Here is a 22926-nt window from a genome sequence, read left to right on the forward strand (position 1 = left end):
GGCAAGCCAGCTCCTACAGTTGATCTGTGTCGTTCACACCTTTTGTGTACGACACAACTCCCCTGTAGGAGCTGGCTTGCCAGCGAAGGCGCCAGACCAGTCACCACCAATGCCCTGGCACCCGAATACCCATCGGCACGACAACCCAACATTCCTCTGCGTCGAGTCACAACCATGACAAACACTCGCAGCGACTGGGAACAACGCTTCCAGTCCCTAACAATAGAAAGCCGCGCCTTCATCGACGGCCAATACCGCCCGGCACTCAGCGGTGACACCTTCGAATGCGTCAGCCCGGTCGACGGTCGCTTCCTGGCCAACGTCGCCAGCACCGACGAAGCCGATGCCAATGCGGCGGTCGCAGTCGCGCGTCGCAGCTTCGAATCCGGCATCTGGGCGCGGTTGGCACCCGCCGAGCGAAAGCGCATCCTGATCCGCTTCGCCGACCTGATCCTGGCCAACCAGGAAGAACTCGCCCTGCTCGAAACCCTCGACATGGGCAAACCCATCAGCGACTCGATGAACATCGACATTCCGGCGACCGCCAACGCGATCCGCTGGAGCGCCGAGGCCATCGACAAAATCTACGACGAAGTCGCCGCCACGCCGCATGACCAACTCGGCCTCATCACCCGAGAACCCGCAGGCGTGGTCGCCGCCATCGTGCCGTGGAACTTCCCGTTGATCATGGCCAGCTGGAAGTTCGCCCCGGCCCTCGCAGCCGGCAACTCGTTCATCCTCAAGCCTTCGGAAAAGTCGCCACTGACCGCGATCCGCATCGCCCAGCTGGCGCTGGATGCCGGCATTCCCAAAGGTGTGTTCAACGTCCTGCCGGGCTATGGTCACACCGTCGGCAAGGCGCTGGCGTTGCACATGGACGTCGACGTCCTGGCCTTCACCGGCTCGACCGCGATCGCCAAACAACTGCTGATCTACGCCGGGCAGAGCAACATGAAACGCGTCTGGCTCGAAGCCGGCGGCAAAAGCCCGAACGTGGTGTTCGCCGACGCGCCGGACCTGCGCGCGGCAGCCCAAGCCGCAGCCGGTGCTATCGCCTTCAACCAGGGCGAAGTCTGCACCGCCGGCTCGCGCCTGCTGGTCGAGCGCTCGATCCGCGAGCAGTTCATCCCGTTGCTGGTGGAAGCGCTGCAAGCCTGGAAACCGGGGCACGCCCTCGATCCCGAAACCACCGTCGGCGCGGTCGTCGATCAGCGTCAACTGGACAACGTGCTGCGCTACATCCAGGTCGGCAAAGACCAGGGCGCACACCTGATCGCCGGCGGCAGCCGCACCCTCGAAAGCACCGGCGGCCTGTACGTGGAACCGGCGATCTTCGACGGCGTGACCAACGCCATGACCATCGCCCGGGAAGAAATCTTCGGCCCGGTGATGTCGCTGATCACCTTCGACACTGAAGAAGAAGCCCTGGCCATCGCCAACGACAGCATCTTCGGCCTGGCCGCCGGCGTCTGGACCAGCAACTTGAGCAAGGCCCACACCTTCGCCCGCGGTTTGCGCGCCGGCAGCGTCTGGGTCAACCAGTACGACGGCGGCGACATGACCGCGCCGTTCGGCGGGTTCAAGCAGTCGGGTAACGGACGGGACAAATCGCTGCACGCGTTCGACAAATACACCGAACTCAAAGCGACCTGGATCAAGCTCTGACACCTCTACAACGGCGGCTGCCGGCACATGCCAGCGGCCATCGGAGAAACCTATGAAACAAACAACACATGTAAACAGCTACTACGCCGCCACCCGCAACTTCACCGGCGACTTCCCGATACTCGAACACGCGGTGGACTGCGACGTCTGCGTGATCGGCGCCGGCTACACCGGTTTGTCCTCGGCCCTGTTCCTCGCCGAAGCCGGCTATAGCGTCACCGTGCTCGAAGCCGCCAAAGTCGGGTTCGGCGCCAGCGGTCGCAACGGCGGCCAATTGGTCAATTCCTACAGCCGCGACGTCGACGTCATCGAAGAGCGCTACGGCGACAAGACCGCCGAAGTCCTCGGCAGCATGATCTTCGAAGGCGCCGACATTATCCGTCAGCGCATACAGCACTACGACATCCAGTGCGACTACAAGCCGGGCGGCATCTTCGCCGCGCTGAACAAAAAGCAGCTCAAAGGCCTGGCCGAGCAAAAGAACAGCTGGGAACGCTACGGCAACAAAAACCTGAAAATGCTCGACGCGACCGAGATCAAACGCGAAGTCGGCTGCGACAACTACGTCGGCGGCCTGCTCGACCTGCAGGGCGGCCACATCCACCCGCTGAACCTGGCCCTCGGCGAAGCCTCGGCCATCATCGGCCTCGGCGGCAAGATCTACGAACAATCCGCCGCCGTGGAAATCACCTACGGCGAACCGATCACGTGCGCACCGCCAAAGGCCTGGTCCGCGCCAAATACCTGCTGATCGCCGGCAACGCCTACTTGCCGCAAGACCTCGACAACCGCGTCACGCGCAAAAGCATGCCCTGCGGCTCGCAAATCGTCGTCACCGAGCCGTTATCGGAGAAGGTGGCGCGCAGCCTGATCAAAAACAACTACTGCGTCGAAGACTGCAACTACCTGCTCGACTACTACCGCCTCACCGCCGACAACCGCCTGCTGTATGGCGGCGGCGTGGTCTATGGCGCCCGCGAACCGGACGACATCGAACAGCTGATCAAGCCAAAAATCCTCAAGACCTTCCCGCAGCTCAAGGACGTGAAGATCGACTACCGCTGGACCGGCAACTTCCTGCTGACCATGTCGCGCATGCCGCAATTCGGCCGCATCGAGAAAAACGCCTACTACATGCAAGGCTACAGCGGCCACGGCGTTACCTGCTCGCACCTGGCCGGCAAACTCATTTCGGAAATGATCCGCGGCGACGCCGAACGCTTCGATGCCTTCGCATCCTTGCCGCACATGCCCATGCTCGGCGGCCGCACCTTCCAGGCCCCGCTCACCGCCATGGGCGCCGCGTACTACGCGCTGCGTGACCGGTTCGGCATCTAGCCCAACCCACCCGGCGGCCACCCTCAATCCTGGCCGCCAACACCCCAGCGCAATACCGCACCACCCAAAACAGCCAGCACCACCACACCCTCCTGTAGGAGCTGGCTTGCCAGCGAAAGCGCCAAACCAGCCACCATCAATGTCACCTGACACACCGCCATCGCGAGCAAGCTTGCTCCTACAGCAACACCCCCAAACGTGATTTAATACCCGCCTTTCACATTTCCGGGACAGGGAAGCGGTACCTTCGCGGCCAAAAGTCGCCCGCCATCCACCCCCATAACCCTTAAGTATTCTTCACATAAGGCTGTCATGGACACGGGCTCACGACTCAAACTAGTACGCGAAAGCTACAAACTGTCCCAGCGCGAGCTGGCCCGGCGTAGCGGCGTCACCAATGCCACCATCTCCCTGATCGAACAGAATCGCGTCAGCCCCTCCGTCAGCTCCCTGAAAAAACTGCTCGAAGGCATTCCCATGTCCTTGGCGGACTTCTTTACCTTCGATCAGCCGCCGCGTGAGCATCAGTACGTGTTTCGGGCCAATGAACAGCCGGATCTCGGGCGTCATGGGTTGCGGTTGTTGCTTATTGGCGCTTCGGTGCCAAGTCGGCAGATGCGCTTGTTGCGCGAGCAGTACGCGCCGGGGGCGAGTTCGGGGGAAGAGCCGATTGTGCACTCGGAAGGGGAGGAGTGTGGGCTTGTCACTCGTGGCACTGTTGAGCTGACGGTGGATGGGCAGATTAGTGTGCTGAATGCTGGGGATGGGTATTACTTTCCTACGACACTGCCGCATCGGTTTCGCAATATCGGGGCGGATGAGGCGGAAATCATTAGTGCGAATACGCCAGCAAACTTCTAATGAGTAAAGTGCTTCGGTGTTTCCCTGTATTAGCTGCAGGGTTCTGGCCTGGGCGGAAGGATCAGCCCGGGGCGTTTATAGCGAGTTCCGCCGAAAGTCCTCGGTAATCTGTTTTCCATCGTTTCCAGCCTCTACCACGTTTCAAGAGAGTCCTCATGAGTTCAGGGATTAGTCAAAAACTGCAGGGTAGCCGCAAGGAACTGCTCGATATCGGCCTTCGTAACACCATGCTGAACTTCCGCGCGTCAGCCAAGACATTGGCTGTCGTTGATGAGCTTTCAGAGTCGGTGTTTCACCTGCTTTATCGGCAAGAGAAGGCCATGAGCTTTTCGCCAATGGCGCGCCAGAAGTTGGCGGCGTTGGCGACCCTCCCTCAGATCGATGGGGAAGACTCCCGGGACGCAGCAACTGATGAGTTGCTGTTGCAGGAGCTCGACGGTTTACACGAATCAGGTTTTGCAGACGATGAACTGGACGAGTCGGGTCGAGCGCGTCGGCATACGGATGCGCGCCTGCAGACAGCACTGGATGAGGAGCGCTTGTTCCTGCAGCTATTGAGGATTCACAGTGAGGCGCGAGCCTTCATCGAGGAGCAGGGCGTAAACACCCTGTTCCTGGCATTGGGCTTTCTTCATTGGTACGAAGCGGACAACTCAGAGACCCTTCGCAAGGCTCCCTTGATGTTATTGCCGGTGACTCTTGAACGCAGCGGCGCAAAGGACGCCTTCAAGCTGAGGTATTCCGGCGACGAGTTGATGCCTAATTTGTCGTTGATCGCCAAGCTCAAGACCGATTATGGTCTAGACCTTGCGGCCTGTGAATTCAGTGACGATCGCTTCGATGCTATGGAAGGCAGTCTCGACAGTTTTTACGCCGAAGTCACGGACCTGATAAGCCAGCAATCGCGCTGGAAAGTTTCAACAAACGAGGCTGCCCTCGGATTCTTTTCCTTCGGCAAGTTCCTGATGTTCAAGGATCTGGATCCGAAGAGCTGGCCGCAAGACCAGCAACCCGATGCCCACCCGGTCATCAACCGGCTCCTTGGGTCGGGTTTCGGTGACCAGCATCCTGCCTATGCCGAGGATGTGAACATCGACTCTGTGCTCCAACCTGGGGAAGTGCGATTCGTCAAAGATGCAGACAGTAGCCAGACCGAAGCGATTCTCGAAGTGCGAGAGGGCGCCAACCTGGTTATCCAGGGGCCACCGGGTACCGGTAAGTCGCAGACCATCACAAACATCATCGCTGAACTGATTGCCCAGAAAAAAACGGTGTTGTTCGTGGCCGAAAAGATGGCCGCCCTTGAAGTGGTCAAGCGTCGACTCGATGAATGTCATCTGGGTGATGCAGTGCTTGAGTTGCACAGCCACAAGTCGACTAAAACGTCGGTGCTCAAAGAGCTCGGACGTACACTTGAACAAGGCCGGCCACTGACCAGGGTGGGCGAAGATGATCTGGCCAACCTGGCGGAACTGCAAGGCGACCTGAACCGGTATTGCTCTGCAGTGAGTGCGCCTGTCGGGGTCAGCGGCATGGGCTTTGTCGAGGTGCTGGGGCGATACCTCAAACTCAAGCACAGCTACGGTGTGTTACCTGCGATTGCGTTCGCGCCAATGGCGTCGTGGACCCTGGCTGATCAGCTGAAACGCCGCGAACTGGTTGAAGAATTGACGCTTCATCTCAAGGAAATGGGCCGTCCGGACCAAAACCCGTTTTGGGGAAGCAAACGAACGTTCTTCTCCCCCATTGAAAAGGATACTGCGAGCGACGCATTGCAGCAGGCAAGTGCACACTTGGCCGCTTTGGAAGCCGCCACCAAGGCGCTGTCGATTCGGCTGATGCTGACTCAGCCCGCCTCGCTCGCGGACGTAGTTGTCATATGCCGCGGCGCAAGGCGGGCGGCCGAAGCGCCTCGTCTGCACGGGGTAGAGCTGAGTACGGGCGACTGGCAGCTACGCCGCGATGCCATTGGTGAATTGCTGGATGCGGGCCAGCGCATGAGCCTGTGCAAAGCCAAGCATGGCGCCCTGTTGATCGAGGCCGCGTGGGAGCAGGATCTGTTGGAAGTCCGGCAGAATCTTCTGGCCTACGGTGGCAAGTGGTGGAAGGTGTTTTCGGGGCGCTATCGCGCTTCAAAGGCTCGTTTGCAAGGGCTTGCACAGGGTGTGCTGCCTGGCAGCAATGCCGAACAACTCGGTATGGTCGATTCAGTTCTGACCTATCAACAAAGCCGGAAGGTTTACGACCAACACGAGGCGCTGGGAAGTGCCCTGTTCGGTGCTCAATGGCAGCGTCAGCAGTCCGACTGGGCGGTACTCGACCGCGTTCGTGCCTGGGTAGTCCAGCTCTACGAAGACCTCGGCAATGGCCATTTACCCGAAGGGATCATTGCGTTTCTCGCAGGAGGCACCGACGCCAGCGGGCTTGAGGAAACGGTCAGTCAGATTGAGGCCCATCTCGTTGGCCTTGACCAGGCATTACTGGCTGGCCTGGAAGTCATCGGTTTGCAGGATGACACTGCGCAAACGCTGCGCAATTTGGATCTGTCTGCCCTGGGTCCACGCCTGCAGCTGTGGCAATCCAGCCTGGGCGCGCTGTACCAGATGGCTCGTCTCAATGTGTTGGCGGACGAAATGCATCAGGCACAACTGGGCGAATTGTTGAACATTGCCCTGGGCAGTGAAACGCCGGATCAGATTCCCGCCATCCTCGACTTTTCCTGGTATTCGGGGCTTGTGCAAAAGGCCTATGCGGAAAAACCCGCGCTACAGCAATTTGACCGCATCAAGCACGAACATCAGATCGCCAGGTTCAAGGCACTTGATGCTGCGTCGTTGAACCATGCTCAAACCTGGTTGGCGCGCCAGGTATGGGAGCAGATGCCCAATGTGAACCAACCGGGTGAAATGGCAACGCTGCGAGCAGAGCTGAATAAGAAGCGTCGGCATATTCCGATTCGCCAGCTGATCGACAAGGCCGGCCGGGCGATTCAGCAGATCAAGCCGGTATTCATGATGAGCCCTATGTCGATCGCCAATTTTCTGCCTCCAGGCAAGCTGGCATTCGACGTCGTGGTGTTCGACGAAGCGTCTCAAGTCAAGGCCGTCGATGCGTTTGGCGCGATATTGCGCGGCAAGCAAGTGGTGGTCGTGGGCGATACCCGGCAGATGCCGCCCAGCGATCTATTCAGTCGCGACATCGCCCCCGACGACGAGAACGACGCCACCGCAGACATCGAAAGCATCCTCAGTCTGTTCAAGGCGGCGGGTAGCCAGGAACGTTACCTGCGCTGGCACTACCGCAGCCGGCACGAATCACTGATCGCTGTCTCCAACGTCGAATTCTACGACAGCAAGCTGGTGGTGTTTCCCTCTGCCGGACAGCATCTCCACGCCAAGGGTGTGAGCTTCGATTATCTGCCCCACGCGGTGTATGACCGTGGTCGTACTCGCACCAACAAGGAAGAAGCCAAGGCGGTCGCCCAAGCGGTGATGAAGCATGCGTTGGAGACGCCGCAACTTTCCTTGGGAGTGGCTGCATTCAGTGTCCCCCAGCGGGATTTGATCAGTGTCGAGGTCGAGTTATTGCGGCGTAAGACACCTCAGGCCGAAGCGTTTTTCACCGCGCAGGGCAGCGAGCCGTTCTTCGTAAAAAACCTCGAAAACATTCAAGGTGATGAGCGCGACGTGATCTTCATCAGCATTGGTTACGGCCGAAATGAATCCGGTCGTATCGCCCGTGAATTTGGCCCGCTCAACAAAGATGGCGGGCATCGTCGACTCAATGTTTTGATCACGCGGGCCAAGTTGGCGATGCGCGTGTTCAGTAACTTCCGTGGTGATGAGCTGGACATTGATGCCACGGCGAAACACGGCGTACGGGCCTTGAAAAACTTCCTCAAGTACGCGGAAACAGGCGAACTGGAAGTCGCCAAAGAAACCGGCAAGGCTCCAGACTCGCCTTTTGAGGACCAGGTTATCCGGGCCTTGCGCAATCTCGACTACCAGATAGAGCCCCAGGTCGGCACCGCCGGTTACTTTATTGACCTCGCCGTGAAAGACCCGGAGTTCCCGGGTCGCTACGTGCTGGCCGTTGAATGCGATGGCGCGGCCTACCACAGCTCGCGCTCTGCGCGAGATCGCGATCGGTTGCGCCAAGGTGTGCTGGAGGGACTGGGATGGAATTTCCATCGTATCTGGAGCACCGATTGGTTCCGCAATCCCGAGCAGGAAATCAGCCGGACAGTGGCGGCGATCGAAGCGGCGCGCGAACGTATAGCCAACCGTCGTAACGTTCCGGTTGCAGAGACTTTGATCGAACCCCTGCATGAAATTCTCCGGGATGAATCTGTTGATGAAGTCGAGCCGGTCGCCAGTGCGCCTTATGAGAAAGCGCGACTCGCTGCGGTAACCAACCAGGTGGAACTGCATCAACATCAACCGGAACACCTGCTGCAGTTGATCCGGACAGTGGTTGATGTCGAATCTCCGGTGCATTCGGTCGAGGTTACCCGACGACTCATGGATGCGTTCGGGGTGACACGGCAAGGGTCAAGGATCACTGCCGCTGTTGAACAAGCCATTGGTATCGGCATTCAACAAAGGCACTTCTTGCGTCGGGGCGAGTTTCTTCATTTGGCCGACAACCGCCCCGTCGTCATCCGCAGCCGGGCGCACTGGGAGTCTTCCGAGCGTAAGTTGGAGTGGGTTGCGCCTGAAGAACTGGACCAGGCTTTGATAGAAATCATCCTCTCGGGATTTTCCATGAGCCATGACGATGCGATCTCTGGGGCTTTGAGATTGCTGGGTTTTGGTCGTGCCACTGCCAAGGTGACTGCGTTGCTGGAAGAAAGAATCGGGCAATTGATCAGTGATGGGCGGTTGGAGCTGAGGGAGGGACGGCTGGTAGTGAGTGCCTGATAAGGCATGCCGTAAGGATCCACTCTGAAAAAAGCCCGTGTCGTGAGACATGGGCATTTTGTTGCATGAGTGGTTCTACTCGTTGGTTCTTAAGTAATTTCGACTTTATCGACATAAGACTCGAAGAACCAGCCAGGGATGTCATCAGTACGGTACTCCAGGCTGACTCCGTCAGTTATCTCCGCAAGAAGAACTGCCCTTTTACGGGAGTTATCGAAGATGTAGGGGGCAGGCATTTTGGCAAGGTGAGTCGCCACTGCTCGGTGGTGGGATCGTTAAATTCGCAGTAAACCGGGCGGTGCAGAGCGTCTTGAGAAATGGAGGGCAAGTTATGGGGCCGCTTCGCGGCCCAACGGGGTAAATCCCCCTCGCGAGAAGGGGTAAATTCCTACTCGATTTTCGGACGTCAAGATCAAGAGATTACAGTCTTCGGCAGCTTCGTTGATGAAGTGATGTTTGGGCAATTCGTTGTGTCGGCTAAAAAAGGCAAAGCCCCGAATCATCGTGGCTTTGTCGTTTTGAATTGTGCAATTTCCCAATCGTTACCGCACACCCTCCGCCATCATTGTCTGGCCTGCGGTGAATGGGGATTGTGTTCGGTATGTTTCGGCCCAGCCAATGCCCATGCCACCACCCCGAACAGCGGCACAAACACGATAAATACGATCCACAAGAGCTTGTTGCTCGATTTGCCTTGGGCTTTACGCACCCGGTTGATCGCCCACAGCTCGACCAGCAAAAGCACTGCCGCAAGTACGATCCAGATTGTTTCGATTTGCATTACCCACCTCCTGATAGTCACTCAGTTAGGTGCGCGCGGGCGGTCAGGGTTCATTTTATTGGGCATTTTTTGACTTCGCGGGAAATGTCCTACAGCTCAAGGCCGGAACAGGATAGGACGGGTCTGAATCTGCTTTTCGACGCATATTTCTACAGGCAATGACTGAGTTAAAACGCCGTACATTCACTCCTGAAAAAATAGAAAAGTGATTCCATTACCTGGGAGAGGACGCATGGCGTTTGATGCATTTGTCAAAATCGAAGGCATTCCTGGCGAAGCCCTGGATGAAACATACCGCGACGGGGCGCTGGTTTGCGGCGTAGTAGGCGGCGCGGTAGCTGGGTATGTGGGGGGAAAGATCGTCGGTGACGAGGGTGGGGATTTCGGTGAATACCTTTATGGAAAAATGGCGCAATGAGTCATGAGTCACTCGGGCTGATATCGCTAATGTTATTCACGCCCTTTTTGCTGTTGGCGATTTGGCTGGTTTACATGGTTCATATCTATACAGAGAGAGCCGAGGCCTTGATGATAAATAGTAGTTTTGTAAAGGCTAATAGGTCGCTATTTTCTCCAATGGGTTTGGTTGGAAAAGCCATGCGCAATGGTTTGCTCACTTTGGTCTTGCTAACGCCAACCCTCGCTGCAAAGCGCGGGCTAGTGAATATCGCTGATGTGAAAAATTTCCCGATAGGTTTGAGGCGAATATTGTTTTTGTCTTGGGGTTCCAGTTTTGTATTATCAGTCGCACTCGTCGCGCTTAATGTTTTTCGCAGATATTCATATTGAATAGTTGATTGTGGCTGGAAGTGGAGAGTGAATCAGGTCGAACCAGGATTGTTATTCTATTAAGCCACTGGAGGTCCCGGGGCAATTCTGTGTGTCGTGGTCGGAGGTGGAATCGGAGGGGAGATTGTCGCCGAACACCTGTATGGAGAAATGAAGGAGTGCACCACATACCGCTCGGGCTGATTGGACTCTGCATCGGCATTGCCCTGATCCTTACGGAAATATGGTTGATTTACATGGTTCATGCATACACAGAAAAAGCCGAGGCGCTGTTGCCGAGAAGCAGTTTTGTGGAGGCTAATAAAGCAGCATATTCACGAGCCGGATTTATTGGGAAGGGGATGCGAAATGGCTTTCTTACCCTGGTATTAGCAATACCTGGAATTTGCGCCAAGAGAGGTATTTTGGACATCTACGACGCAAGAGCTTTTCCGAAGAAATTAAAACGGATGTTGTTTGGGTCTGAATGGATACCGACCACTGGTTACAGAACGGCTCAAGAAGCCCAGCGCGATATCAGCCAATTCTTGATGTATCGGTACAACTGGGTTCGACCCCATCAATTCAACGGTGGGCTGGCGCCAGCTCGGGCCGAAGAAAAACTTAACATCGTGTCCGGGATTAGTTGACCACTACAGTTCTTCCTTGGTTGGCAGCTTGACGGGGGGCGTTTATGGGGGATTATTAGGAGGTTATACAGCAACATTCGGCTGCGTTGTTGTCCTTGGAATAGCCAGCGGAGGCCCCGGTGCGCTGGTGTGCGGCGTGGTAGGCGGCGCAGTAGGGGGGGGTGGCGGGTGGAAAGGTGCTGGGTGGCGCTGGCGGAGTCTTGGGGGAATTCCTGTATGAAGAAATTGCGCAATGAGCTATGTACGATCGGTTTGATATTACTCTTTCTCTTTGCGCCTCTGATTCTTACAGAGATATGGTTGATTTACATGATTCACCGTTTCACAGAAAAAGCTGAATCATTTTTGCCAAAAAGCACTTTCGTCGAAGCAAATAGAGCGGCGTATTCGCAAGCGGGGTTTATTGGAAAAGGCATGCGCAACGGTTTTCTTACCTTGGTCCTGATGATTCCAGGCCCGTGTGCGAGGAGAGGGATTGTTGATATCACCGAAGCCAAGAATTTTCCGAAAGACTTGAAGCGGATATTGTTTGTGTCGTGGGGATCGTGTTTTGTTTTTTTTATCTCACTGATGGTGTTTGGCCTCTATCTTCGTTGCACCGACCAGCCAGCTGTATTTTGAGAAAGGTTTAATGACTATTTGTGCCGAAGGGTTGCTCCTACAAGGGTTGGGTTGATGGCTTGCTGGAAATGGTAACTGCTGGAAATGGTGACGTGCTGGAAATGGTGACGTGCTGGAAATGGTGACGGATTTATTTTCACAAATGAATCCGTCACCATTCTCAGTCACCTTTTTTTGCGGATCTAGCTTTACTTCTTATCATCTGTATCGTAAATAGAATTCGTTAAAGAGCGCACAAACTCTATTAGGTTGTTTGGGCACTCCCCATTGTGGATTTTCTCCAGCGCCGGCAAAACCCATCGATTTTTTCTAACACCTAATTTTATCCAGCCTTCTAATTCGCCAACAGGTACAATAAATAAACCAATTTTTTTGCATTCTTTAATTATATATTCTGCTTGTGTTCGAAATGGCAAGTCGAGTGCATCTAATCCATCTTTTTTCAGTTTCGACCATTTTGTTGAGTCCGAGTAGATTCTGTTCAAAGCGCCTTTGGCGCCTGATAAAGAATGCTCTTTTTCATTTAGTTGGTCCAGAAACTCTGAAATTTTTTCCCTGAGTTTTTCCAGGATTTCGGCCTCTGATGAGCTTTCTATATAACTTGAAATTTCACTTCTTAGTTTCAGTATGCTTGTTTTGTCGAAGCTTGAGTTGAACGCTAAAATTGCATTGGCCAAGTCAGACTCTGAGTTTAATATGTCAATATCTATTACTGCTGCGGTAGGAATTGACGCGTCTTTTAGTAGCTTTACCACATCCTTGATCGTTTGTTTGTTGTGAGCGTGAATAAACAATATTTCTTGGTTTTTAAGCTCATGGATGGCGACTGCGTTGTATATTATTCTATCTGTGTCTGATTCGCAGACAACAACGCCTTTTGAAAAAATACCTTCGAGGACTCGTTGACTAGAAAGTATTGGGGATTTTGAGAGCGATTGGGTAGCGTCAGAAGTTATTCTATTAAATTTAGTTGTATTGCTTGATCGATTGAGTCTATAGATATCTGCAGGTTGGTTGCCAGACAATATTCCAGAAAGAAAGTTTGCGTTATGGGTCGCTACTATTATCTGGCATGGAAAGTCGCGAGCATGGTCAGAAATCCATTTTCCAAGTCTTCTAGCTTGCTCTGGATGCAGAAAGGCTTCCGGCTCATCAAGGAGCACTACTTTGTCTCTAGAGAGTAGGAGGCTAAGTATTATAGCAGCGAAACTTCTAAAGCCATCTCCTTGATGTTCAATGGACGGGTATTTCTTCATGATGGGGTAGGCGTATCTTGGATCTTCAGGGGTTGTTTCGAACTTGTCTGATATCGCGAGTCTGAGCTCCAAACCTGAGCTATAGTCGAGTTTGATATCCATTCCGAACGTTTCTTGGAAGGCGTTTCTTAGTTTTTCATCAAACTCACCTGTAGATCCATATAAGGCTTGTACTAAGTTTTTAGGCGCGCTTTCTGCTGGAATGTAATTACTCGTTTTAGTCGCTATTTTTAGTCGTGATTCCGAGTCCATATAAAAAACTCTGAATTTGCTGAAGCCTAAGTAAGTGAAATCCAAATCATCACTCTGCTCATACTCCGTGCGACTATGATTAATCACGATTCTTAATGTTGAATCTTGATCAAAGCTTGATGTTATACCATCGATAATGTGATGATTGATATTGATGGGGTCAGGTCTTATGTCTAGATCTTTATAAAAATCCTCGAAAATACTCGGTTTGTCTGTTTCAACGGTAGAGATTAGCGTGGTGATGGCACTGTGCCCTAGTATAAGTTTTTTATGAATATCTTTTAATGTTTGAGATTTCCCAACGTTATTTGGCCCAACCAGAAGTGTGAATTTTTCAAGTTTTATCTCTTCACCATCTTTTGTTATGAACTTATTTAATTTCATTTTCTTTCTCGGCGGGGTTGACTTGGTCGAAGGAGAAATGGTAGGGAGCTGTTTAGATATATCAGGATGCTTTTTAAGCTAGGCAATGTTTTATCTCCTTGTTAGCTGACTTTCGACATTATATCGTCAATGGACACTTCTTTCGATGCTGTAGAAATATCCACTTTGTTTGCATTTATGATTCTGAATGGAATATGTACCGTTCGTACGACAGCGCTGGCCATCAACCGAAGATGACATGATTGGGCGGAGCATTCCTAATACGTTCATTTTCTTAATTCACCTAGAAAAAAGCATTATTTGCAATGACGCCCCAGCGTTTCAAAGAATTTGCGAAAAGAGGGTCGCAAAATTATTTAAAAATAGATCTTTCACCGTTTTATAGTCACCGCTTTATTATCGTATCGGCCAGCGCTTCAAATGCCACGGACGATTCTATTCGGAAGTTCGTTATATGCGATGGCAGGTGGCTACATCGGCAGAGCCCACCTCTACCGATGGAAGAGCGAAACCGCGACCCTGCACCAAAAAGCACCAATCCCGAGCAGATGCAGTTGTTGGGTGGGCAATGCGCGTCTGGAGCGGGTTCAGTTCAACCACACGTGGCTATGGACGAAATGGTGGCGTTGAGCTACCATCTGATTAGACGCCTATCCTATTGACGTGTTACAGCGCTTGAAGGTGGGGCTCCGGCCGAGCGCCGTAATAGTCATTGCAGTTGTTTAACTAATTTGTAATTAACAACAAGGATGTATTGTGGTCACCTCTGAAATTATAATGGTCGTGCTTAGTGCCGCCGGTTTTACTGCCGTTGGAACAGCTTTTGTTTTAAAGGTGTTTCTTGAAGCGGGAATCAAGGAATCAATCGGTGGGGTATATAAGAGGCAATTAGAAAATCATAAATTTTTGTTAAAAAACTCTGAAAAGGTTTTTCAGTTTAAACTTGATGCCTCTAAGGCTCTCTATAAAATATTCCATGATATTGTACCCGAGCGATCACATCCTGATATGGACTGGGATGAAGCAAGCGAAGAGATCGCCTTGTCTTTCAGTAAGCACGAGGAAACCTTGGATGAATTTCTTTGTGAGTATCAGTCTACACTGTCGCCAAAAATATTGGAGCGAGTCAGAGATGCGATCAGTGCATGCTCAGATGGAAGATTTGAATACTATTGGGACTCAGTGAAGCAAGACGCAGCTTGTAATGAAACAGCCAAAGAAAAGGCCTCGGAACTATATAAGGTATTGTTTGAGGCTGTTGAGCTGTTGCGCAAAGAAGTCCATGGCATGATATCTGCGCCAAATTTGAAATAGTATCGTTGCTGGTGATAAATAAATTCGGGTCCAAATAAAAAATCCAAAGATCGTTCGCTTACGTAATCAAATATTGATGGAAAGGTTGATTATGAATATGAATATGAAGTATCTGGCTCTCGCTGCACTTGTAGCTACCTGTATGAGTGGCGCTGCATTCGGTGAAATTATCTTCCCGGAAAAAGGAGGCATTATCACGAAGTCTTCCGGGAAGACTTATAAACTTGCCGTGCGGTATCGAGATAGCGAAACAAAAGTCGCAACCGCGACTTTGGTGGAGGTCACCAAAGGCAGCAAGTTGACCCCAAGTCTTGGTGCTCAATACAAGTTCAATGTAGAAGGCTGTGGAAATCTGGATTTTCTACAACCAGTCGGAAATCTCCCAGCTGTGCTGCAGTACGATGACGAGGTCGCAGCCAGTCAAGAAGTAGATTGCCCTATTTATTTTGGTGCTATGGAAAACAGCTGGATAATAAGATAACCAGGCTAAACGAAGCGAGATTGCTTTTTGTTGGTGAGCTTTTCTTCTAGCAAAAAGGTGACAAGCAAAAAAGCAAAAAGGTGACTGATCTATTTAAATAAATAGATCAGTCACCTTTTTATGCTCGTTTTTATGCTCGCCTTTTTATGATGTTGATGGTAAAAATAATAAACTTCAGAAGTGATAAGCTTGTTTTTTCGTTAATTAATCGATATTTTTGGAGGTGTGTTTTGACTCGAAATAAGTTTGTTTTTTGTTTGATAGTTGCGTTAATGACGTTTTGTTTGATTGCCTTTTTCAAAGCGGGAGACGGATTTGTTGTTGGGAATATTATTCCGGAATTGATCGGCGTCTGCGTCGAGTTGCTGATAATTATTTTTGTCTTTGATGTATGGCAGAAGAAAGAAGAGCTTAATAGGAAGATTAAAGTTGAAAGACGGTTAAGGGAGTTTTTGATTTTTTTCTTAAAGCAAAATTTCAGTAGCTATCCACCGTCCTGTCAGCCAGGTAATTTTTACGGGAAAAATCATGATCAAAATCAATCGGCAATTGATAATTTAATATCAAATATTGAAGCTAGTGGCTTGGGTGAAGAAGTTGTCCTTCAGGTGCAAAAATATTGCGGTAGTGAAAAGGAGATTTTCAACAATCTTATTCCTGTAGCGTCAGATTTGACTAACGACCACTTCAAGTCTTGGGTGAGAATTGCTTATTTTATGAATGCAATTGACTCGAAAAGTGAAAAAACGAGCCACTCTGTTGTGAAGATTCTTTTGAATATTAAGCGTTTCGATCATGAGTCATTTGTAAATAAACTATATGTTGGAGCATAGGATTGATTTTTGGATTGCACGATGGGCTTCGTAAAATCTGTCATTTGATTTCGGGGGCAAAGAAACTCGCCCTTTGTCAAAGATGAGAAAGTTGTAGGCGTCGCGACTTATCCGGCCTAGATTTTTTTCACTAAGATGTGTGGGTATGCTGCTACTTACTCCAAAGGCTGGAAGTTATATTTAGGTTGATAAATCTGTCACCTTTTTAGAAATAGATGTATCACCCACTTCGATGTAGCTGGCGGTAAACGTCAATCCAAATCAACCGCCTCAAAAATCTCCCGCTGCTCTATTATTATATCAAGTGAGCGATGAAGCATTTTATGGATTTTCATATGTTCAACGCGTTTTATCTCTCCACGTGTCACCGAGGCTTGATCAACGTAAGACCAAATATATGTGTCCATTGCGCCAGTTTTTACCCCGATCGCACCAATTCTATATAAGCAAGAAAGCATGCTGGACAAAACATCTGCTTCTTTAACACCTTGCGTATCGTAATATTTTTTAACAGCAATGACGCAAGGGTCGCTATTTTTCTGCTCGTAAAGCGCTAACATTGCCTCTTCGAGGCGAGAGTCTTTAATCAATGAACGTGTGAATGTTGCTTTAAGCCCGCGAAGAATTTCAATAGTATCATCGAACGACGGATAAACTTCTCCCCATTCTTCTTTGAGTGATTTCAATCTTTTCTCAGAGTATTGGGCTTCCGCGGCGAACAGGGATCGCCATGAAACTCGTTCTCTATCTGAAGCGATCGCAAAACATTCATTTACAAACTGCAAGATGTCCCGTGGGCGGCGAAGAGTTCGTTCGATGATGAACTCGATTGATGTTTGTCCGCCTCCTTTACGTGCTTTAGGAAAAATATCATCGAGTATGATTTTTTGTTTTGTATATTGGCTTTTGAATACTTCATTTATACGGAGTTCTATAACGCGCTCGAGCTCTTCAGGTGACCATCTTAACTCGAGGATGTATGACTCATATTTTTCTTCTTGAAATCCAGAGTCTCTAGTCATGTCAAAAACCAATACTAATAGGTCTTTTCGAAGGGCGGCTATGATCTTGGTTTGCTTTATCCTTCTGAATGTTTTTATTTCTTCAATTAGTGCTCTGATGAACCTGACCCTTGTCTCTGTACCTGCCCATTCTTCATCGAGTTGATCTATTAGAATGTAGAATTTTTTCTGTGGGTCGTCAAAAGAGTGCTCTGCCAGCAGGTCCAGTACTTCATTTAGTTTCCTAATTTGAAGGCCGTTTACGACTAAACTAGCGCGCTGCTTTATCTCACAGCGTTCCTCATCCGAAAGTTTTTTTGCTCCATCCAAAGATAATGATACCTCGGAGTATTTTGCACCAATACTGCTCTTGGTGTCTGTCTCAAGTTTTTTGGTTATTATTTTAAGCTGCTCGTCTGTATCTAGCCAAAATCTATCACCCCATTCGTTGAAGTATTCTAGTGCTTTTCGCTTCGTCACATCTCTACTGAACTTGCTGAATATTCCATCTAGAAAGCTTTTGCTTTCGTATTCGCTTTTTATGTCATATCTTAGCTTCAGAAACTCAACCGTCAGCACGTGTCGCCATAACAGTTTATAAAATAAATCTAGGTTTATGTTTAGCGCGTCAAAAAATTGAATGATGTCTGAATATTCTAGGAATCTAACCGAAATATCGTTGGGGTCAAGTTTAACAACTTTCTGTGCGCTAGATTTTATTTTGTATAGAAGTGCGCTTTTTCCAGAACCTGTCCTGCCAAGAATAATAGATGCCGGGGATTCAACATCCATGAGGCGATCCAGATAGCCATTGTCCACAAAGCAGCGATTTAGCAGCTCGGAATCTCCTTCTGCATCTAACGCTCCAATTTTTAAATTTCTGGTGATTTTTAGTTTCTTTTCTTCCATGGCGCCCTCGTCAGTATCCGGATTGTATGCGATTTTATTGTTGTGTTAGTTGACGATATGCAGTTTTTAACAAACGATGACGAATGATACTCCATACTATACCAAGGCGTTTTAACTGAGATGTATTCTGTCAAGCCTAGGAAGTATAGCTAATATGCTCATATTTTCCATGAAAGCTAAAAATTTTTTGCTTTATGAATCTGTGCAGAGCCGTGCCCTCCGCGGAATCATCGACGCGGTTGAGGGGTATAATGAGAAATCTTTATTAGTGCAAGCGGGCAAAAAAATGACACCAGCGACAGGGAAAATTTTTACTCAATAAATCTCTGAAACTAAAGTGAGAGTCAACTTCAAATCAGGCAATAGAAAACCCGCATAGCGCGGGTTTCTTGCGGTTGATGACCCGTTACTTCTTTTTAGGTGCGTCAAACCCACGCTGCTCAATCACCCGAAATAAATCGCTCACATCTTGGACCATGATCCGGGCGATATTGGTGACGGTGTTGATGTCGTTTTCGGCGTAGTCGGGGAGGCTGGTGCAGGCCATGAGGTGCAGGTATTGGAGGACAGCGTTGAGGCGTTCGCTGACGCAGTTGTGGAGTTCGCGGAGTGGGGCGTTGCTGTCGATGAGAAGGACGGGGTAGTCGGTTGCGAATTGGGACATGGGGGTGAAGCGACGGGGCGGATGGTTCATTGTCATAAGTAAATCTTCCTCGTATTTGAAAGAAGAGCTACTGCCGTTCGCTGCGATTCGAATGGGTGGTAGCTGTGTGCAGGTTCGCAGACCGAGGATACGAGGAACCCGGCAGACCCGAAGGTCTCCCACACACAGCCACCATAAAGCGATTCCGGTCACTGTTGCGACCGTCATTCAGATTATGGTGCTGGGTTCTACACGTATCTTGGGGGCTGCGAAACCCCATCGCTGCCAAATGTCAGCGACAGGTCGAATATAGGCGTCGATTTGGATTCCTGCAAACGGGGTTGTAGGACGTAAATTCGGGTTCTATTGTGGATGGAGAACACGGTGTATGGCTGATCAGCTGTCGTGAGTTCAACGGTTGTTTAGTGTCAGGCGGCCCCCACGTGCTGAAATTGCTGCTGCGAAGCCGTACGGATGTTTCGCCAGCTGCTGCAGGGGATGGCGGTGTTTAAAAGTTTGGTGGGTTTGGGGCTGCTTCGCTGCCCAACGGGGGCAAGTCCCCTCGCCACAAAGGGTAAATTCCTACACGATTTTCGGAAGGCAAGATCCAGATTTAGCGGCTTCCTATAGCCCTGTGCGGAACGGGATGGCCAGAAACGACAAAGCCCCGAATCATCGGGGCTTTGTCGTTTTGAATTGTGCAGTTTCCAAATCGCTATCGCGAACCCGCCGACATCACTGTCTGGCCTGCGGCGAATGCGGATTGTGGTCGGTGTGTTTCGGTCCAGCCAATGCCCACGCCACCACCCCAATCAGCGGCACGAACACGATCATCACTATCCACAACAGTTTGTTGCTCGATTTGCCTTCGGCTTTGCGCACTCTGTTGATTGCCCATAGCTCGATCAGCAAAAGAATTGCGGTCAGCACGATCCAGATTGTTTCGATTTGCATTGGTCACCCTCCAGATAGTCTTTGCGTTAGGTGGGTGAGGGTAAGCAGGGTTCATTAATTTTTGAGGTTTTGGAGATGAGACGTCAGCGGGGATGCTCGCGAGGGGCTGTCAGGTGAATCTATTTTGGCTGACAGGGCCTCTTCGCGAGCAGATTGAGTTAGCCAGTTTTCCGGTGGAGAGGCGGCGTTTGTAGGCGGTGTCGCGGTTGGCCAGCCAGCTCGAGAGACTAGTGATGACCCTGGTTCGGTAAAATATTATTAAGCTGGCATTTGAGTATAAATAACTGATGCAAAGGCTTCGGGCCGGCGTATATGCTCGCGGCGATTTCAAAACTTATCGTTGAGTCGAGCTGATAATGGACAGATGGACGCTGCACTGGCTGGAAGCCTCAGGGAGCCTTGGCGAATATCGCGCGCAGGTGATCGGCGAATTCGAAGCGGCCTGCAAGGCGGTTTCCCGTCTGATCACCCCACCACGACTTGATGTGTTGCTCCAGCGCCTGCCTGGCGAGACCATTCCTGAAATGGGCCTGATGGGGCGAGCGTATCGAAGCACTATGTTCAGCATGACCATCGATCCGGATAGCCCGAATTGGTTGCCCAGCCTGCGCAGCGGCGCATTGCATCGGCAGATCGTGCATGAGGTCCATCATTGCTTGCGCATGGCGGGTCCGGGTTACGGCTGGACGCTGGGTGAAGCCTTGGTCAGCGAGGGACTGGCGGGGCAGTTTGTCCGCCATTTGCTTGGCAGCGACCCGGAGCCCTGGGAGCAATCCGTCAGCTGCGCCGAGCTTCTACGCGCTCCCGCAGACCTGCAGGCGCTCGAGTCAACGTACTACAACCACAGTGAATGGTTCTTCGGCACCGGCGCTCTGCCAAAATGGCTTGGTTATACGCTCGGTTATCAGATGGTCGGACGCTGGCTGGCGTCGGTTGGCGACATCGATGCGTCCACCTGGATCAACGTACCCGCCGCCGATATTATCGCCTCGGCGCGTGAGGAAGGTTATTTGTTGCACAAGCCCTGAGCCCCGACCTGGTCAGTCGCAGAGGTTTCAAGTGCCCCGTCAAAGTGACCTATCATCAAGGCATTCAATCCCGGGAACTGCGAGATGACTCAAACACTGGAACGCGCCATCGCTATCGCCGCCAACGCCCATGAAGGCCAAGTCGACAAGGGTGGATCGCCTTATATCCTGCATCCGCTGAAAGTCATGCTGCGGGTCGGCACCCTCGAAGAACGCATCGTTGCGGTGCTGCACGACGTGGTCGAAGACTGCGACGTCAGTCTGGATGACCTGCGCAAGGAAGGCTTCAGCGAAACGGTGCTGGAAGCTATAGCGTCGGTGACCAAAGTGCCGGGCGAGCCCTATGAGGCATTCATCGAACGCGCGGCGCTAAACCCCATTGGTCGGGTGGTGAAACTGGCGGACCTGGAAGAGAACAGCGATTTATCGCGGATTGAACTGCCGTCCTGGGACGATCTCGAGCGCATTGAAAAGTATCGACGGGCGATTGGCATACTGCGCTTGTAACGTCACGCAATTACAACGCCTGTCTGGCCAGAGTCGCCTTGAGTGCCTCGGTGACCAGAGCGATCAGGATGGGTTCTGAGTTCGCCTGCATCTCCCCACCGATAGCGGATTGCTGTGCTTTCACTTTGCCCATGTATTTTGATGCACGACCTTCAGCCGCGAGTGATGACAACTCCTTTGCAGAGAATGACTTTGCATAGGCCTGCGCAAGGTTTTCGTCCCAGTCAGCCTGATACTTCGGCAGCAATGCGTTGATTTGCTCAGTCACGGCACTGCTTGCGCCGGTGCTTCCCAGCTTTGAAGCGATCATCGCGAAGGTGACCGTTCTCTGCGCCGCCATCAGTGCAAGGGCAGGGAGATTTCTGCCCATGTTTGCCTTGGCTACGAGCGTGCGAGCGGCATCAAGAGCGGGGGCTTCAGCAAGCACTGGACTTGCCAGCGCGAATAACAGGGTCAATGCGATTGCAGCAGAGGAAATCCTTTTCACAATTTGACTCCAGAGGATTCGACGCGATTATGCATGATGAACTTGCTCCCCGATAACCTGCCATTGACCAGACTGGTACTGACGAACATTTTGAGGTCGAAATCTGACACGTCTCGTTGATCCCTGACGCCGACAATCCTCCTTGGTTGCAACAACCTTGAACGCGGTGTGCGGGGATCAATGATGGTTATCAGTGTTTTTGACGAGTCCACGCCTGGATTGCGCGCCTCCAGTTCCCCTGCCGGCGAGTCTGACCGTCCCCAACCATCGCCGCTGCGCATCGGCTTCTGGCTGATGGAAGCCTTCGATTTGTACACCCTGGCCAATGCGCTGGAGCCACTGCGCCTGGCCAACCAGGTGGCCGGGCGGGCGCTTTGCCGTTGGCAAATGCTCAGCCTGCAAGGCGGGCAACTGCACGCCAGCAACGGCATCGCTACCGCCACGGCGCGACTGGATCAGGCCCAGGCCCTGGATGTATTGATCCTCTGTGGTGGCGATAGCTTGCCCGCCGATGCGGATCAGCCGGACGTTCGCCAGGCGCTGTGTCACTGGGCCCTGCAGCCGATCAGCCTGGGGGCTTTGGGCCAGGCCGGTTGGCTGCTGGCGCGGATCGGGGCGCTGGACGGCTATCGCTGCAGCTTGCCGGAGCCCGATTCGCTTGCGCCCCAGGCCGCCTTCAATGAGTTGACCCCGGTGGCCGCGCCGTTCTGCGTCGATCGCCAACGCCTGACCTGCGTCGGGCCGCAGGCCGTTCAAGGGTTGATGCACGAATGGCTCGCACGGACCCACGGGCGTGGTCTGGTGCTGCGCATGGAAAAACACGCCGCGCGCCAGGCCCGGCCGCTGCAGGCGATGCATAACGCGCCGGCACGGCTGCAAGCGGCGCTGGCGTTGATGGGGGATCATCTGGACCGCGCCTTGGGTATCGACGAGCTGGCGGAGGCGATGGGCATGTCTCGCCGACACCTGGAGCGGTTGTTCAAGCGCAGTCTGGGGTGTTCGCCGTCTCGGCATTATCTGAATTTGCGCCTGCAGCGGGCGCGTCGGTTGCTGCAGGCCGGGGGGCAATCGATGGTGGAGGTTGTCCACGAGTGCGGGTTTGTCTCGCTGCAACATTTTGCTCGCTGCTATCGCCAGTACTTCGGTGTGCATCCGCGGGTGGATGTGGGTGGGCAATTGATTGCGGGGTGTCAGGCGACCTCTGTTTTGCATGTGCCGGCCTCTTTCGCTGTCAGCACGCAGGCATGTCGTGCGTCGTACGTCACTGTACCGTT

18 protein-coding genes and 2 pseudogenes are annotated in these 22926 nt (G+C 52.1%); 13 read left to right on the top strand and 7 right to left on the bottom strand.

Annotation, left to right across the window (positions count from 1 at the left end):
• The first annotated feature begins 174 nt into the window (after positions 1-174).
• Both BZ163_RS04355 and BZ163_RS04360 read left to right on the top strand, forming a co-directional pair.
• On the top strand, positions 175-1665 hold the full coding sequence (locus tag BZ163_RS04355; protein ID WP_128869916.1) for an aldehyde dehydrogenase: 1491 nt from the start codon (positions 175-177) through the stop codon (positions 1663-1665).
• 151 nt (positions 1666-1816) lie between these two features.
• Positions 1817-3003: pseudogene (locus tag BZ163_RS04360) on the top strand (NAD(P)/FAD-dependent oxidoreductase).
• A gap of 23 nt (positions 3004-3026) precedes the next feature.
• Here the strand turns inward: BZ163_RS04360 and BZ163_RS34720 are convergent.
• Positions 3027-3173 carry a hypothetical protein gene (locus BZ163_RS34720; protein WP_161599966.1) on the bottom strand — a complete coding sequence of 49 codons (147 nt, stop codon included), beginning with the start codon at positions 3171-3173 and terminating at the stop codon, positions 3027-3029.
• Positions 3174-3315: 142 nt separating this feature from the next.
• Here BZ163_RS34720 and BZ163_RS04365 point away from each other — a divergent pair, with 142 nt between their 5' ends.
• Complete coding sequence (locus BZ163_RS04365) at positions 3316-3864, top strand: cupin domain-containing protein (RefSeq protein WP_007895886.1); 549 nt, start codon at positions 3316-3318, stop codon at positions 3862-3864.
• Between the two features lie 155 nt (positions 3865-4019).
• Positions 4020-8783, top strand: coding sequence for a DUF3320 domain-containing protein (locus tag BZ163_RS04370; RefSeq protein WP_128869917.1), 4764 nt, complete (start codon positions 4020-4022; stop codon positions 8781-8783).
• 562 nt (positions 8784-9345) lie between these two features.
• Here the strand turns inward: BZ163_RS04370 and BZ163_RS04375 are convergent.
• Positions 9346-9564 (bottom strand): PLD nuclease N-terminal domain-containing protein, encoded by a 219-nt coding sequence (locus tag BZ163_RS04375; RefSeq protein WP_128869918.1) that lies wholly within the window; start codon positions 9562-9564, stop codon positions 9346-9348.
• Between the two features lie 232 nt (positions 9565-9796).
• Between BZ163_RS04375 and BZ163_RS04380 the strand changes: the two genes are divergently transcribed.
• The 3 genes and pseudogenes from BZ163_RS04380 to BZ163_RS04390 all read left to right on the top strand — a co-directional run bounded on the left by BZ163_RS04380 (position 9797) and on the right by BZ163_RS04390 (position 11603).
• Positions 9797-9982: a hypothetical protein gene (locus tag BZ163_RS04380; RefSeq protein WP_128869919.1), complete on the top strand. Its 186-nt coding sequence runs from the start codon at positions 9797-9799 to the stop codon at positions 9980-9982.
• An 832-nt stretch (positions 9983-10814) separates the two neighbouring features.
• Positions 10815-10982, top strand: a pseudogene (locus BZ163_RS04385) (IS3 family transposase); the annotation flags it as partial.
• A 216-nt stretch (positions 10983-11198) separates the two neighbouring features.
• Complete coding sequence (locus tag BZ163_RS04390) at positions 11199-11603, top strand: hypothetical protein (RefSeq protein WP_128869920.1); 405 nt, start codon at positions 11199-11201, stop codon at positions 11601-11603.
• 188 nt (positions 11604-11791) lie between these two features.
• On the opposite strand, the gene BZ163_RS04395 is transcribed toward BZ163_RS04390, so the two are convergent.
• Complete coding sequence (locus BZ163_RS04395) at positions 11792-13495, bottom strand: ATP-dependent endonuclease (protein ID WP_128869921.1); 1704 nt, start codon at positions 13493-13495, stop codon at positions 11792-11794.
• A 756-nt stretch (positions 13496-14251) separates the two neighbouring features.
• Here BZ163_RS04395 and BZ163_RS04400 point away from each other — a divergent pair.
• From BZ163_RS04400 to BZ163_RS04410, 3 genes are all read left to right on the top strand, one after another.
• Positions 14252-14809, top strand: a complete 558-nt coding sequence (locus BZ163_RS04400) for a hypothetical protein (RefSeq protein WP_128869922.1) — start codon at positions 14252-14254, stop codon at positions 14807-14809.
• Positions 14810-14900: 91 nt separating this feature from the next.
• Complete coding sequence (locus BZ163_RS04405; RefSeq protein WP_128869923.1) at positions 14901-15290, top strand: hypothetical protein; 390 nt, start codon at positions 14901-14903, stop codon at positions 15288-15290.
• Between the two features lie 230 nt (positions 15291-15520).
• On the top strand, positions 15521-16123 hold the full coding sequence (locus BZ163_RS04410; RefSeq protein WP_218190494.1) for a hypothetical protein: 603 nt from the start codon (positions 15521-15523) through the stop codon (positions 16121-16123).
• 251 nt (positions 16124-16374) lie between these two features.
• Here the strand turns inward: BZ163_RS04410 and BZ163_RS04415 are convergent, their stop codons facing one another.
• The 3 genes from BZ163_RS04415 to BZ163_RS04430 all read right to left on the bottom strand — a co-directional run bounded on the left by BZ163_RS04415 (position 16375) and on the right by BZ163_RS04430 (position 19630).
• A complete protein-coding gene (locus BZ163_RS04415) occupies positions 16375-18033 on the bottom strand; it encodes a P-loop ATPase, Sll1717 family (RefSeq protein ID WP_128869924.1) in 1659 nt (552 codons plus the stop codon).
• A 406-nt stretch (positions 18034-18439) separates the two neighbouring features.
• The gene (locus BZ163_RS04420) at positions 18440-18733 is read right to left on the bottom strand and encodes a fructose-bisphosphate aldolase (protein WP_128869925.1); all 294 of its coding nucleotides are present in this window, start codon (positions 18731-18733) and stop codon (positions 18440-18442) included.
• 678 nt (positions 18734-19411) lie between these two features.
• Positions 19412-19630, bottom strand: coding sequence for a PLD nuclease N-terminal domain-containing protein (locus BZ163_RS04430; protein ID WP_128869927.1), 219 nt, complete (start codon positions 19628-19630; stop codon positions 19412-19414).
• A 356-nt stretch (positions 19631-19986) separates the two neighbouring features.
• On the opposite strand from BZ163_RS04430, the gene BZ163_RS04440 reads away from it, so the two are divergent.
• Together BZ163_RS04440 and BZ163_RS04445 are read left to right on the top strand one after the other, a co-directional pair.
• Positions 19987-20658, top strand: a complete 672-nt coding sequence (locus tag BZ163_RS04440; RefSeq protein ID WP_128869929.1) for a DUF2268 domain-containing putative Zn-dependent protease — start codon at positions 19987-19989, stop codon at positions 20656-20658.
• Between the two features lie 84 nt (positions 20659-20742).
• Positions 20743-21165, top strand: a complete 423-nt coding sequence (locus BZ163_RS04445; RefSeq protein ID WP_128869930.1) for an HD domain-containing protein — start codon at positions 20743-20745, stop codon at positions 21163-21165.
• 10 nt (positions 21166-21175) lie between these two features.
• Here the strand turns inward: BZ163_RS04445 and BZ163_RS04450 are convergent, their stop codons facing one another.
• Complete coding sequence (locus tag BZ163_RS04450; RefSeq protein ID WP_256578929.1) at positions 21176-21652, bottom strand: hypothetical protein; 477 nt, start codon at positions 21650-21652, stop codon at positions 21176-21178.
• Positions 21653-21835: 183 nt separating this feature from the next.
• Between BZ163_RS04450 and BZ163_RS04455 the strand changes: the two genes are divergently transcribed.
• Positions 21836-22926, top strand: a 1091-nt coding sequence (locus BZ163_RS04455; RefSeq protein WP_128869931.1) for a GlxA family transcriptional regulator, incomplete at its 3' end; no start/stop codon positions are given.

Source organism: Pseudomonas sp. VI4.1, assembly GCF_002029345.1.
Classification (GTDB): Bacteria; Pseudomonadota; Gammaproteobacteria; order Pseudomonadales; family Pseudomonadaceae; genus Aquipseudomonas.

Coding starts and splice junctions, on each gene's coding strand:
- BZ163_RS04375 (WP_128869918.1), bottom strand. CDS start 9,564: ATGCAAATCGAAACAATCTGGATCGTACTTGCGGCAGTGCTTTTGCTG.
- BZ163_RS04405 (WP_128869923.1), top strand. CDS start 14,901: ATGAATATGAATATGAAGTATCTGGCTCTCGCTGCACTTGTAGCTACC.
- BZ163_RS04415 (WP_128869924.1), bottom strand. CDS start 18,033: ATGGAAGAAAAGAAACTAAAAATCACCAGAAATTTAAAAATTGGAGCG.
- BZ163_RS04390 (WP_128869920.1), top strand. CDS start 11,199: ATGAAGAAATTGCGCAATGAGCTATGTACGATCGGTTTGATATTACTC.
- BZ163_RS04430 (WP_128869927.1), bottom strand. CDS start 19,630: ATGCAAATCGAAACAATCTGGATCGTGCTGACCGCAATTCTTTTGCTG.
- BZ163_RS04355 (WP_128869916.1), top strand. CDS start 175: ATGACAAACACTCGCAGCGACTGGGAACAACGCTTCCAGTCCCTAACA.
- BZ163_RS04420 (WP_128869925.1), bottom strand. CDS start 18,733: ATGACAATGAACCATCCGCCCCGTCGCTTCACCCCCATGTCCCAATTC.
- BZ163_RS04395 (WP_128869921.1), bottom strand. CDS start 13,495: ATGAAATTAAATAAGTTCATAACAAAAGATGGTGAAGAGATAAAACTT.
- BZ163_RS04365 (WP_007895886.1), top strand. CDS start 3,316: ATGGACACGGGCTCACGACTCAAACTAGTACGCGAAAGCTACAAACTG.
- BZ163_RS04370 (WP_128869917.1), top strand. CDS start 4,020: ATGAGTTCAGGGATTAGTCAAAAACTGCAGGGTAGCCGCAAGGAACTG.
- BZ163_RS04445 (WP_128869930.1), top strand. CDS start 20,743: ATGACTCAAACACTGGAACGCGCCATCGCTATCGCCGCCAACGCCCAT.
- BZ163_RS04380 (WP_128869919.1), top strand. CDS start 9,797: ATGGCGTTTGATGCATTTGTCAAAATCGAAGGCATTCCTGGCGAAGCC.
- BZ163_RS04440 (WP_128869929.1), top strand. CDS start 19,987: ATGGACAGATGGACGCTGCACTGGCTGGAAGCCTCAGGGAGCCTTGGC.